Genomic DNA, 14,592 nt, shown 5'->3' on the forward strand with positions numbered 1-14,592 from the left:
ACACGATCCGACATCAACTAAAGCCACATGGCATCAATAGCGGTTGGCGTGAGATCGTTCGTACCATGAACACCCAAAAAGCGGTGACCACATTGGCGCAAAATCAGCAGGATCAAGTAATCATGATTCGTCGATGCTCTGAGCCAAACCAAAATGTCCGCAAGCTTTACGATGCCCTAAAATACAAATACGCTCCCTTTACAAAGCGAAAATCTGTAGTACACAAATCGGAACTTGAAAATGAACAATTCATTGAAATACAGGCGATGGCTTTGGGATAGCTGCAAAGTGGGTTAATACTTACATCTTGAGACTTCCTTCATGCAAATTCATCAACCAAATACATCAAAAACACGCGATAACAGACATGTGAAGACAAAAAAGCCGGACTTGACATCCGGCTTTTTTTATAATGGCTTTTACAGAAAACGTTTCAATTACATCCGAGGTGGCACCTCGATGCCCAATAACCACATGGCATTCTTAAGAGTCTGCCCCACAGTTTTTGACAACGTCAGGCGTAGATTCCGCTTATCGTCGTTTTCTTCGAACAAGATGGGCGAATCGTGATAAAACTGATTAAATTCCTTGGCCAGGTCGTAAGCGTAGTTGGCCACCAACGCAGGGCTATAGGTTTGAGCAGCCTCACTGACCACAGTCGGGAAACTGGTAAGCATGCGCACCAGATTGTTTTCCTTATCGGTGAGCGCTACATCGCCAACTTCGTCGTGATGTGTCATCCCTTTTTCAACAGCCTTGCGGAACACCGATTGAATGCGCGCATAGGTATATTGTATGAACGGTCCGGTATTGCCGTTAAAGTCGATGGATTCACGAGGATTGAAGGTCATGGTTTTGCGAGGATCAACCTTCAGCATATAATATTTGAGGGCTCCCAGGGCGATCATGCGATAGATGGCCTCTGCTTCCTGCTCAGAATACCCATCGAGCTTGCCCAGCTCCTTAGACATCTCGCGTGCAGTATTGATCATCTCAGCCACCAAATCATCAGCATCGACCACTGTGCCTTCGCGCGATTTCATTTTGCCTTCGGGCAGCTCCACCATGCCGTATGAAAAGTGCACCAAGTCCTTACCCCACGAGAAGCCTAATTTATCGAGCACCAGCGACAACACCTGAAAATGGTAATTTTGCTCGTTCCCCACCACATACACCATCTTGTCGATGGCATAATCGTCGAAACGCAATTTGGCTGTACCAATATCCTGAGTCATGTACACACTGGTTCCGTCGCTGCGCAACAACACCTTTTCGTCGAGTCCGTCGGACGATAAATCGACGCGCACGCTGCCATCGTCCTTACGATAGAACACGCCTTTTTCCAGGCCGTCGAGCACCATGTCGCGCCCGTAAGTATATGTCTGAGACTCGTAGTATGTTTTGTCGAAATCAACGCCAAGGGCTTTGTATGTTTCGTCGAACCCCTTGTAAACCCAGCTGTTCATCATTTTCCAGATGCCAACCACTTCGGGATCGTTTTGTTCCCAAAGGAGCAGCATCTCACGGGCTTCTTTCATCAATTGGCTTTGAGACTCAGCCTCGTCCTTATTAAGACCTTGCGCCTGCAATTGAGCCAACTCCTGTTTGTATTCTTTATCGAACTTCACATAAAAGTCGCCCACCAGGTGGTCACCTTTGATCCCGGTCGAATCGGGCGTTTGACCCTCGCCCCACTTTTTCCAGGCGAGCATAGACTTGCAAATATGAATCCCACGATCGTTGACAATGTTGGTTTTCACCACGCGAAATCCGTTGACAGCAGCGATGCGCGAAAGTGAAAAACCCAACAGATTATTGCGAATGTGTCCAAGGTGGAGGGGTTTATTGGTGTTGGGCGACGAATACTCAATCATCATCAAAGGCGAATCATCAGCTGGCTTTACAAAACCGTGATCGACATTGGCAACCATCTTATTGAGCTCGCCAATCCAAAATTGATGTGAGAGATTGAGGTTCAAAAAGCCCTTCACGACATTAAACGAATCGACAGCCGATAAATGAGCCTTCAAAAATTCACCAATCTCGGACCCAGTCTGCTCGGGTCCCTTTTTAGAGACTTTGAGATAAGGGAAAACCACTACGGTTAGGTCACCTTCCAAATCCTTACGGGTAATCTGAACCTGCACCGATTCATCGCTCACGGTGGCCTGATACAACTCACCAATGGCCCGACTCACCAGGGCCTTTATTGTGCTCTCAATTTCCATTGATCGTGATGTTAAATGACATTAAACCGACGCAAACAGATGTTTACGCCAACAAGGTCGCAAAATTAATAAAATGCGTGATAAAACGGCAGGGCTCACATTTGCATCACGAGAGATTATTGTGGCGATAATCAAAAAACAAACAATCCTGATAAAACAGTCAATCTACACACTGGACATCATGAATCACAAAGCTTTAAATAAAACACAGCGTAAGAATAAACGCTGACGCATAGCCACCGAGGTTTTTGAAGTTATGATGTACGTTTGAGATACAAATATATCTGTGTTAAAATAAAAAAGCAGATAACTCAAAAGATTTATGTAGTAGCCAACCAATATGTATGGGATTCAATGTCGTGAAGTTAGTGCGATTCACAAAAGAGACAAGAAGGTGATTAGACTAAAGACAGATAGATTAGACTAAAGAGACGATGAGAACACATTTAAACAGATGTTCTCATTTCATCATCTGTCTCATCGTCTTATTTCATTTTCTCTTCACTAAATGATATTGGTATGGGGTTATAAAAAATGCTTACGCCCCGTAAAGGCTTTCAATATCTGCATTTCGTTCATCGAAGGGCGACGCCCAACGTTAATGCTTCGGCTCTTACAGAGCTAAAAAACCGTCAGCAAAATTTAATCTATTAAAGTAGAATTGACATGAGAAACAAAGAACTCTTATCCATTGCACTCAAAACGGGAAAGTGGTATATTTACAAGAAAAGCCATGACAACACTTACGATCACCGACACGACCATTGAAAAATATTTTTCATTTCTGAACAAACTTGACAATAACTCAAAGAAAAGACTCATCATGAAACTCTCCGAATCGTTACATAAACGGGAACATAGCTCATTCAATATAGAAAACATCTATGGGGCATGGGAGGATACAAGAGATTCAGATGAAATTATCAAAGAGATACAAGAAACCAGAATCAATCAACCAGACACTGAGACATTTGAATGAAATATCTGCTTGACACCAACATCTGTATCCATTTTTTCAGAGGTAAATTTGACCTCATCCAAAAATTTAAACAGGTTGGATTACAAAATTGTGCAATTTCCGAAATCACACTTGCAGAACTGGTTTATGGGGCAGAAAAAAGCCATCATCCCATAAAAAATTTAGATATTATTGATCAATTTGCATCTCAAACCACGATACTACCAATTTTCGACTCAATATATACCTACGGCAAGGAAAAAGCAAGACTTAGAAAATCCGGCAGTATGATTAGTGACTTTGATCTATTGATTGGATGTACTGCAATAGCAAATAAACTAATCATGATAACAGAAAACACCAAAGAATTCAATCGGATTAAAGGAATTAGTATCGAAAACTGGATTATTAGATAGGCTCATCTAAAACAGGTGGAAATCGGATAAGAAACAACATTCAAACCATTATGTCACGGCCTATGAACCGGGCATGCTCATTAATCTTACATTTCAAGATTAAATCGACTCCTAAAAGTGTTTTCTTCTCAAAATAACCAGCTTGATAGAATTACAATCAACAATTTATCAGTGTTTTAGAATTATCGAAATTCGTGTTCATCGACAAAGTCGCTTTGCGCAGCAAAGAATTCGCGGATAAATAACTTCTCCGAGTGGACTCACCACTTACAATTCCCAAAAAGCCATCCACTTCACTCATCCCCATCAAAATAAATGGTGATCACATACTCACTGTCGATGGGCTGCCCAAAGCGGGTGGCCGGAACCCACTCCCACGACTTGGGCATGGTGTCCATGACCCGCATCACTTCGGCATCGAGTAACGGATGGGTCTTTTCGGACAGATAATAGGACCACATTTTACCTTCCTTGTTAATTTTAAGCGTCAACACCACTTTCCCTTTCAGGTTCATGTCGTAAGCCTCCTGAGGGTAGTTGATGCTGCGCAAAAAATGATACGGAATAAAAGGACTCCCCAGAAACAGGCAGGGCGTTTCGATGTTCACATCCCACTCGCCCGACATTTGGGTGACCCGGCGGGTTTCGAAGTCATACTCGTAATCGAACACTCCCTTGAGATTGTAAAAACGCCACAAACCGGCACGTTTACCGCTAACGTATTGTCCCCGCTCGATGATTTTGTCTTTGTAGAACAAGCGATAATAGCCATTTCGCACAGAAGTATCGGATTTGAGGGCTTCAAACTCCATGCGAAAGGTCAGGTCGTTGCGAATGATTTTGGTGTTTTGCGACAACAACGCAACTGACATGCCCAACCACAGTGTCATCAAAAGGGGGTAAAAGAGTTTCTTCAAGGTCGAATGTTTTTGATAGACTTTAAAAATAGACATTTTAACCCAAACAGAAAACGTGCCAAAGGAGCAAAAAAAAAACGCCCGACGGGTCGGGCGTTTTTTTTATAAGAGAGAGAAATTACCACCAACGAGGGTCGCCGGCAATTTTATAGCCGTCAAACTTCTCATCCTTCAATGTGAAATCAAAATCAGCAGGGGCTTTAAACAGCTCAGTCCAATCTTTGCTATATAATAAAACACCATCTAATGCACCGGTTGGAGCAGTTGCATCAACCGCATAATACCACACGAAATCAGAAGATTTATAGCAAGAAGAGAAATCCGCAGATTTAGAAGCCCGGAAGCAAATCGAACCGTTCACTGCATCACGCGATTTAGCAAAAATACACTTGCTAAACTTGAAATCGGCACTTGAACCATTGAAGTCAAACATATAGCTTTTACCATCACTAATGGGAGAATTTGTGAACGTACATTTCTCAACAGTCACCTTGGTGGTCTTTGTAGGATTCTTTGTATTTACAAATACCTTATCAGCATAAGAAACTGTTGAATTAATCAGACTCATCTCTCCAATCACTGCAGCAGCATTATCGGCATTCGCAATTCCAAAACCTGCAATATAAGTAAAGATACAATTAGAAGCAGAAAACTTCTCAATGGTTGCAGCAGCCTGAATACGGCATACGCCACGGAAGAATTTGAAGGTACAAGCTTTAAATGTCAAATGCTTAAGAACGGCATCAGCCTCAGCACTACCAATATTGAAAAGATATTTTCCACCATAATTAGCTGTTGTTTCATCAACACCAGGCGTATAAAAATGGATGTTTTCAAATTCGATCCCTTTCGTTGTCGCAGCAGGAGTCAACTTAAAGTTACTGCTCATTTCCAACTTCGCCTGACCATCTAATGAATAACCGGTCACAAATTTGATGTCATTTGCAGTAAAGGTCAAACCGGAAATCTTATAAGTCACCCCTCCCTTCAAAATAACAACACTGCTATCAGGAAGACTGGCCACAAAGTCAGTAGTAAGATAAGTGTAAGCTACCTCATCCGTCAAGTTACGCAAATCGGTAAACACCTTATACTCCTGACGTGCCAATGTTTTAAACACCTTTTTCCCACGATAATCGGCATCCGGAACAGCAGCGAATGCTTCACCTTCGACCGGTTGTGTCGGCATTGTACCCACATAAGCTTTCACCTTATAAGAAGTCGAAGGCTTCAACTTATCAACAATGGCCAACTTATTATCAGAAACGCCGGAAATATCGAAACGTTGCAAGATACTGTCTTTGGCATCAGTCAGATCGATGAAAGAATATTTTTCATCCCCATCTTCCCAACGAACAACCACTGCAGTGTCAATCAATTCACTGGCCACAATATTCTTCAACGAAGTGGGATAATCAGTACTTGTCACGGCCGCGCAAGTGAAATACTTCGACTCAATAGAGGCACCAACAGCTTTCACCAACACGGTATAGTTAACATCCCAAGTAAGGAATTTCTCATTCCCAAAAGTAAACGTTGTTTCAGTCGTCGTGCCCTGATCAACCACTTTTGATGAATCGTAATACACGGTACCATTCACCACCGAATCAGCCTTAAACAGAGTCATCTCGTACTTTTCAGCACCGGAAATGGGAGCTTCTAAATCAACATTTATTAAAGGTCTCAAATTTTGAGTTGTCGCAGACAAAACACCATAGGGACGGAACAAACGGGGCGCATCCCCAAGCTCATCATCATCCTTACAACCGGTAAACAGCACCGAGCTGACGGCCAGACAAAGAGCAATGTTCTTTAAAATATTATATTTCATAAACATAGAATTTCAATTTATTATTTAACCAAACCGTAACCATCATTGCTCAGTTTACCATCACTGGCAGATGTAATCGAATAAGGAATCGGTAACAGATAAGGTACTACACTCTTGGCAACACCACTACCCGGCACATAATCAGTACCTGTATAACCTTTATAACCATAACGAATCAAGTTGCAAGGGTCATAGATTTTGTTCCCCAAATCGTCAGTAATAGAGTTACCCTTATCATCTTCCTTAGCTGACATTAAACCGCTTAACCAGTTTAATTTCACAAAGCTACCACTACCGGCTTTCAAATCGTCATATTTTGAAACCGTTGAAGTTGGATATTGATCCTCTTCAAGTTTCGTAAACGGATCATTCTTGAACTGAATCACTTCACATTCTTTTCCGGTAATCGCAGAAGTTCCTTTAACCAAGGTATAAAATCTCACATCAGGTAAAGCAGCATATTGTGCGACTTCAGGATTCTCCAAATCAATGCCAACGGCAGCTTTTCCCATATTGTAAAGCGTGGACGTTACTTCTTCAATTTTTTCACCATAAAGATTCCAACGCACCAAGTCAAACTTGCGAAGACATTCACCACCAAATTCCCAGGCACGCTCATTAACAATGGCATTAAAGAAACTATCATAAGATGAATTGGCAGCCACATAATTATCAACTTTTTCAGCATGCTCAGTGGCATCAAAAGCGCGACGACGAACTTGTTTTAAAGCTTCTATGGCACCAGAGGTAGGACCACCATTGATCTCATTTTCAGCTTCAGCATACATCAAAAGCACATCCGAATAACGCATCACAGGCCAGTTAATACCTGTTGATTTAGAAGAAGAAGAACCGGGAGACTCTTTTAACCACAAACGGCACCATTTACCGGGATCAATCGACACCACGCCATTCACACTCTCTTTAGATTCAGTTTTATAACGCACCAATGAACAAGTCGCGTCACGACGGGTATCTTTTTTGTCAAAAGAATAGTAATAACTTACAGGAAAAGTGATATATGAAGTCCCTGCACCATAAGTTCCTCCTTCAACCGACAAACCGATACACCAACCTACATCACCACCTTGGTTTTTCCCAAAAGCAACTTCATAAATCATATCACCATCGTTATTCACAGTATACTCGCATTGATCCTTAAAGATTTCAGCAAATTTGGGCGACAAGGTGTGCTTTTTAGCCTGAATGAGCGTATCGGCATAATCACGGGCAATTTTGTAATAATCCATGTAATCAGCAGGGCGAACCATGGTTCCATTAGCCTGCATAGAGTAACCTGCACGGAACATCGACAAACGAGTAATTAAGCCCAAGGCAAAATCGCGGCTCATGCGCTCAACACCACCGTTCAAATCCTTAGCCCATTTCATACCGCCTTGGTGATCGATTAGGTTTTGAATACAACGGCTATAAATGGTATCCTTGCTAACTCGCGTAGAAGTACCTGCATTGAGGGCACTAGAAGGCTCTTCGGAGAAAGGCACATCGCCCCAATAATTACACACCAAATAATACCAATATGCACGGATACAATAAGCTTCACCCAACATTTGTTTCATATCGGCATCACCAGACAGATAGAGAGGGCTATTTTTAATTCCCTGAATGCACTGATTCGCACGGTCAATAGCTAGATAGCTATTGCTCCAAGCATTTTTAATATCACTCCAACCTTCGAGGGCACCACCATTGAGTTCCCAAACACCAATACGGTGAGCTGTTTGATTGGCAGCATTGGGAGCACTATTTTCTTCCACATCCGTATTCTGTAAAAACACGTTGGACATCCGCGAGGTATACGGATCCTGTGCAAACGGAGCGTATGCACCCATAATCATTTTGTACGCATCTTCGGTAGAAGAGAACACATACTCCGTCTCAAATGAAGAAGGTGACTCAGGGGAAAGATAATCCTCGCAAGATGTCAAGGAGAGGGCACTTCCCACGGCCAAAATATATAACAATTTATTTTTCATCTCAATATCATTTAAAAATTAGAAAGTAACGTTCACACCAAAAGTCCAAGACAAACTCTTAGGATAGGAAGAGTAGTCAACACCGGGGGTTAATCCGGAAGTAGAACTTGAACGAACAGGGGTACTTACTTCGGGGTCATATCCACTATAGTTAGTCCAACAATAAATGTTGTTAACAGATGCATACATCCGGAAATTTTGGATATAAACTTTGCTCAACAAAGACTTAGGAATGGAATAACCAAGGGTAATGTTTTGCAAACGCAAGAATGAACCATCTTCGATAGCCCAAGAATGAGGTACCACATTGGCATTACCAAACGACAAAGGCGACCAATATTCTTTAGCGTTAGCCCCTTCGTTGTATTGTGCCAAATCTTCTAATGACGTTAACACATTTCCACTCTCATCAATATATGAATAACGGTTATCCTGACTCATAAAGCCTAACAAGTTAGGATTAGTGGTGCGATACTTTTGAGAGCTGGCAATTTTGTTGGCATTGTAAATATCATTGCCATACACCCAGTTGAACATTACAGATGCATCAAACCCGTAAAAAGTACCATTTAAGCCAAAACCACCGGTATGCTTAGGAGCAGTACGACCAATGATCTGACGGTCATTGAGATCAATCACACCATTACCATCCAAATCTTTAAATTTGACAGCACCGGGACGTACTCCAATGCTACCTGATGCAACACTGCTTTTGGGGGCAACAGGTTTACCATCTTCCCCTGTTTTTACAACATACTTTGTGCCATTATAATCAGAAAAATCGGTGGTTTTATAATAACCATCTGTCACAAAACCATAAATCAAACCAATGGGTTGCCCTACAATCACGCGATAGTCATCGGCTCCAGTCAAGTCGGTGCTTGCCCAACCGGAATTATATTCCTGCTCAACAATTCCGTCAGCAAGCTCATCCACCTGAGAACGGTTGAAAGCAATGTTGAAGTTAGCAGACAATGAGAAGTTTTTCTTTTCAATGATGTAAGCATTCAAAGCCAACTCAATCCCTTTGTTGGATGTTTTACCCACATTGAGTTGCTGATGAGTATAACCGGGTGCAACGACAGGACTGGTAATCAACAGATCTTCAGTTGAATTCCAATATGCATCCAGGTTACCGCTAATACGCTCATCGAAGAAACCAAAGTCCAAACCGGCATTACGAGTAATGGTCGTTTCCCATTTCAAATTAGGATTGGCCAGAATGGTATTTGTAGGTGCGTAATAAGCATTGGTTGTTTCACCCACACCATAGGTCTTCGCATTGTATATCTTATAATCGAGCTTATAAAGCGAAGAAGCGATGCGGTTATTACCGGCAGTACCATAGCTGGCACGCAACTTAAGGTTAGAGATAAAATCGAATCCAGCCATAAATGACTCCTCTTTAATACGCCAAGCCACAGAAGCAGCCGGGAAATATCCCCATTGGTTACCTTCAGCGAACTTGCTGGAACCATCGGCACGGAAAGTCAGTGTCAGCAAATACTTATCCATGAAGGTGTAATTGGCACGACCAAAGAAAGAAGATAAGTTATCATCAGGTGATACATACGAAGAAGTGGTCATGGCACCGGTAGCACCAGAGTTCAAAGCAATGTTTGCAAAGATTTTTTCAGGCGACATGGTCTCTGAGAAAAACTTCACTTTCATATAGTTATAATCACTACTTGAAGAAGTGGCTTCCTGACCTACGAGGACGTTCACTTTATGAATGTCAGCAAATGTCTTATCATAATTAAGCGTGTTTGCGACGCGGTATCGACCTACGGTAGTCTTGTCCCAGTCAACCAAGGGCAAATTTTGACCTTCATTAGAAGAAACAGAGGTTTGAGGCCCCCAATAATTTTTGGTATCAATAAATCCATATTCATAACCACCTTCGAGACGATATGTCAAGCCTTTGAGCATCTTCCATGTAACACCCCCTGTAAAGTTATAAGTATTGGTTTCTTTACGTTTCCAATACTGAGCGGCCTTATCGGAAAGAGACATCGTAGAAGTCAGATATTGCTCATACTCCTCTTCAGTATCGAACATGGATGGATTAACCTTAACCATGCCCAACAAACCATCTACAGGAGCCTTGCTCACAGCTTCGTAAGTACGCACTTTATAAGAACCACCTGATGATCCGGAACCATCCACATTGGTATCAGAAATACGTGCAGAAAAATCAAGCTTCAGGTTTTTAGCAATATCATGGTTGATTTTAAAATTCAGGTTCAAGCGGTTGTACCCATCAGTTTTCATCAAACCTTCATCATTGTTATAAGTCGCACCCAAATTGAATTTGGTTTTTTCGGTACCACCAGACACATTCAAATTATGAGAATAAGACATTACCTCATTACCGAACATATCTTCCTGCCAATCTTTACCATCAATGTATTTATACAAATCAAGATCTTCATAAACACCAAAAGCCTTCTCAAACTTGATCAAATCACTGGAACCGGCAATGGCATTTAACTCATAATTGAATAAGGCAAACTCATAAGGACTGAGGACATCAACTTTGCGCGCCATTTTTTTGGTCTGCACATAGCCATTATAATTCACTTCTGTGCGTCCTTCCTTCGCCTTTTTGGTGGTAATAATGATAACCCCGTTAGCTCCCTGAGAACCATAAATTGCAGTTGAAGAAGCATCTTTCAACACGTCGATGGTTTCAATGTTACTTTGATCAATATCATTGATACTTTTCACAGGAAAGCCATCCACAATATATAAAGGAGAGTTGTCACCTGTTACCGAACCGCCACCACGAACGCGAATAATCATTTCCGCATCGGGCGAACCGTCGGCAGAAGTAATTTGCACACCGGCCAAACGTCCGGTCATGGCTTGAGCAGCATTGGCTACGGGCATTTTCTGAAGGACTTCGCCACTTACAGAAGAAACAGATCCCGTCAAGTCTTTTTTCTTAGCCGTCCCATACCCAATGGCCACCACCTCATCCAACTGCTTAGTATCAGAAGCCAAGGTCACGTTGATGGCATTGCGACCTTGCACAGCTTGTTTTTGTGGAATAAAGCCAATGAAAGAGAAAACCAGTGTGGCGTTAGAAGGTGCCGAAATTTGGTAGTTACCGTCGAAATCAGTGATGACCCCGTTGGTTGTCCCTTCGACAACGATGTTCACGCCCGGAATGGGTTCATTGGTACCGGTCTCCACGACCTTCCCTTTAATCTGAATGTTTTGCGCCAAAGCAGGGAAAACACTCAGACACATCATGCACACAAAGAGCAGCGCAGCTCTGGAGAATGTACGCACAGATGTTCCTCTGTTTGCATTTTGATCTTTGATCATAACCTCATACATAAATTATTGTTTGGAAATAAATTTTAAAATGATTCACCCTTTTCAATATGAATTGTCAACAAAGGGAAAATGGCCTTAGATGACGATGGTAAAACTAAAAATTTGTTAACGCGCCGATGTGTAAATATTGATTGCATGACCGCAAATATTGACGCACAGGAAAAAACAATTTGTCCACCATTTTTTTCACCGACTGAATACCAGACCAATAGAAAACATCAAAAATTACACACGCACACGAGAAGCAATGCAGAAGCTTAACAAGCGTTAAAAAGAGAATCAATAAAAGCGGGTAATGTGGCTGTTCTTTCTAATTGAAGTGATTGAATGAAGCGCAGAGGAAAAAAAGGTTTAGAGAGGCACGGAGTTTTTTGAGGTTGTGATACGCGTTTGAGATGCGATGATACCTGGTTAGAAAAAGAAAAGACTAGGAGTGAGAGATTGTTCACACGACTGAACAAAATTGACCAAGACTAAAGCAGAACACCAAAATACAACACAAAGCCTCCCTATGATTTCACCCCTATTTCTTCGCCCCTGCTTCGGGACCGCTTCGAGGCTTCTTCGGGTCTTCTTCGACACCGCTTCGACACCGCTTCGACTCATAGTCGAAGAAACCCCGAATAAGGCACGAAGATGGTATGAAGAAAGCCCCATCGGGGCCAAGTATCGGTAGCATTTTGAGGAATCGATTTTCTTTTGCCCTAATTGGGGCAAAAGAATCAACCAACCAATTGTTTTCTACCTTTCTTTTTCCCTACGGGGAAACTTTAATACCCATCAAAAATCCCTTGGTCATATCAACGCCAATATCTCGTTTGTCTTTCCTTGAGATAATTTGTGAGCCACACTTAATGCTGCAAATAATAAACCCCGACCCTTAATTGACATTTCTAATAAATGGGATAATACGGGATATTATTTAACTCAGTGTTACTTTGTGTTTGCTCAGTGCAACTTAGTGTTATACTAAATCTTTCACGGAGTAAACGAACCCATAATTCAAATTCATAGGTTTTTTAAACACATGGAAAAAATATCTATCTTCAACAACCTGAAAAAACAACATCATGGAACCCGTTAAATATCATGCCATCGCTCTGGACGACAACTATGTGGGAGGCCGTCGTTCGGGAGAACTAACGCTTGAAACCGGCAGCGTTGTGTTTCGCCACAGCGAAGGCGTCATCACCTGGCCGCTGAACGAGGTCGAATTTTCCCGTGGCGGTGCCGGCAACGCGCTGGTTTATATCAAACACCGAACCATCGCCACGCCAACGCTTTACACGAGCGACAAAAAAATCATCAAAGATACCGCCTTACAAGGCAACTACGCCACTCGCGACAACATCAGGGTACTCCGGGCAGGGCATCAAAGGAGTCGGCTCATCACTCTGGCAGTAGTGCTGCTGTTACTGAGCCCCCTTGCACTTATTTTTACGTTTCGGAGCAGCATTGTGAGCAGTATTGCCGACCACATACCCGTGTCGTATGAACAAAAGGTGGGCGACAACCTCTTTACCTTAGTGTCGTCGGGCTACAAAATCATTGAAGACACCACACTGAATCAACACTTCAACAACATGGTGGCGCCCCTGGTGAAGCAGGTGAGCGACACAACCCACCATTTCGACTTTTACATGATCAGCGACACCACCGTGAACGCTTTTGCGCTGCCGGGCGGCAAGGTGGTGGTCAACAGCGGTCTGATCCTCAAAAGCGACCAATGGAGCGAGATACAGGGGGTGCTGGCGCACGAAATTGCCCACGTAACGCTTCGCCACCACGTGCGCGGCGTCATTAATCAACAAGGACTCTTTTTTCTCATCTCGGCACTGGTAGGCGGCTATTCCGACATGGTGGCCACGTTGGCCGGGTACGGCAGCCACCTGGAGTCGCTCATGTACAGCCGCAAGTTTGAGTTTGAGGCCGACAACCGGGCGGTCGATTACCTGCAACAGGCCGGCGTGGATGCCAACGGGATGATTTCGTTCTTCGAAAAGCTGCAAAAAGCCCACCCGGAGGACATCACCAGCGGCTTCACCAAAATTATGAGCACCCACCCTCCCACGGGTGAACGCATCGACAACCTGAAATCACGCATTCAAGCATACACGCCGGCATCGCAACCCGAGCCGGCGATAGACATCAAAAGTTTTCAACAATTATTACAGAAACAACTTTAACCAACAACAATTATGAACTTGACATTTGAAGGACAACCTTCGTTTACGTTTGTGCATGTTGACCTGGAGCCGGGCGAATCGTTCACGGCCGAATCGGATGCCATGGCCAGCATGGATGCCGATGTGGATATGTCGGCCAAATTTAACGGTGGCCTCTTTTCGGGTCTCACCAAGAAGTACCTGGGCGGTGAGAGCCTGTTTGTGAACGTGTTCACCAACCGCACCTCGGCCAAGAAACGGGTTACCATCACCCAGCCGGTTCCCGGGGGCATGATGGAAAAGGAACTCAACGGCGAGAGCTTTTGTCTGCAACCCGGAGCCTACGTATGCTCGACCCCCGGCATTAAGCTGGGCGTGAAATGGGCCGGTTTTGCTTCATTCATCGCCCGTGAGGGATTGTTTAAACTGGTGGTATCGGGTCACGGCAAGGTGATCTTCGGCAGCTTTGGAGCATTGGTCGAAAAACAAGTGGAGGGCGAATACATCGTCGACTCTAGTCACCTGGTGGGCTACGACCCGCAGATGAAACTAAGCATTCAGATGGCGGGCAACCTCATTTCGAGCATGACCAGCGGCGAAGGCTTTGTGACCCGCCTGCGCGGCAACGGGAAAGTCATCATGCAGTCGCGCAGCCTCTCGGGAATGACGCACTGGATTAATCCGCATCTGTTTTAATGAAGTAGAAAGAAGCAAGATGTAAGTATCAAGACACAAGTA

General features: G+C 43.3%; 8 protein-coding genes and 1 pseudogene. 4 read left to right on the top strand and 5 right to left on the bottom strand.

Annotated elements, in window-relative coordinates:
• Positions 1-281: pseudogene (locus LX69_RS12460) on the top strand (IS1634 family transposase); the annotation flags it as partial.
• A 156-nt stretch (positions 282-437) separates the two neighbouring features.
• Here the strand turns inward: LX69_RS12460 and argS are convergent.
• The gene (gene argS, locus LX69_RS12465) at positions 438-2,228 is read right to left on the bottom strand and encodes an arginine--tRNA ligase (protein ID WP_111446388.1); all 1,791 of its coding nucleotides are present in this window, start codon (positions 2,226-2,228) and stop codon (positions 438-440) included.
• A 975-nt stretch (positions 2,229-3,203) separates the two neighbouring features.
• Here argS and LX69_RS12475 point away from each other — a divergent pair.
• Positions 3,204-3,602, top strand: coding sequence for a type II toxin-antitoxin system VapC family toxin (locus tag LX69_RS12475; RefSeq protein ID WP_111446390.1), 399 nt, complete (start codon positions 3,204-3,206; stop codon positions 3,600-3,602).
• Between the two features lie 293 nt (positions 3,603-3,895).
• Here the strand turns inward: LX69_RS12475 and LX69_RS12480 are convergent, their stop codons facing one another.
• The 4 genes from LX69_RS12480 to LX69_RS12495 form a co-directional block, all read right to left on the bottom strand.
• On the bottom strand, positions 3,896-4,519 hold the full coding sequence (locus LX69_RS12480; RefSeq protein ID WP_170124377.1) for an energy transducer TonB: 624 nt from the start codon (positions 4,517-4,519) through the stop codon (positions 3,896-3,898).
• Between the two features lie 118 nt (positions 4,520-4,637).
• Positions 4,638-6,350, bottom strand: coding sequence for a DUF5123 domain-containing protein (locus LX69_RS12485; protein ID WP_170124378.1), 1,713 nt, complete (start codon positions 6,348-6,350; stop codon positions 4,638-4,640).
• Positions 6,351-6,370: 20 nt separating this feature from the next.
• Positions 6,371-8,347, bottom strand: a complete 1,977-nt coding sequence (locus LX69_RS12490) for a RagB/SusD family nutrient uptake outer membrane protein (protein ID WP_111446393.1) — start codon at positions 8,345-8,347, stop codon at positions 6,371-6,373.
• 18 nt (positions 8,348-8,365) lie between these two features.
• Positions 8,366-11,677, bottom strand: a complete 3,312-nt coding sequence (locus LX69_RS12495; RefSeq protein WP_111446423.1) for a SusC/RagA family TonB-linked outer membrane protein — start codon at positions 11,675-11,677, stop codon at positions 8,366-8,368.
• Between the two features lie 1,082 nt (positions 11,678-12,759).
• Here LX69_RS12495 and LX69_RS12500 point away from each other — a divergent pair.
• Positions 12,760-13,875, top strand: a complete 1,116-nt coding sequence (locus LX69_RS12500) for a M48 family metallopeptidase (protein WP_111446394.1) — start codon at positions 12,760-12,762, stop codon at positions 13,873-13,875.
• A gap of 12 nt (positions 13,876-13,887) precedes the next feature.
• Positions 13,888-14,550: a TIGR00266 family protein gene (locus LX69_RS12505; RefSeq protein ID WP_111446395.1), complete on the top strand. Its 663-nt coding sequence runs from the start codon at positions 13,888-13,890 to the stop codon at positions 14,548-14,550.
• Positions 14,551-14,592 lie beyond the last annotated feature (42 nt).

It is taken from the genome of Breznakibacter xylanolyticus, assembly GCF_003254275.1.
GTDB classification, from domain to species: Bacteria; Bacteroidota; Bacteroidia; order Bacteroidales; family Marinilabiliaceae; genus Breznakibacter; species Breznakibacter xylanolyticus.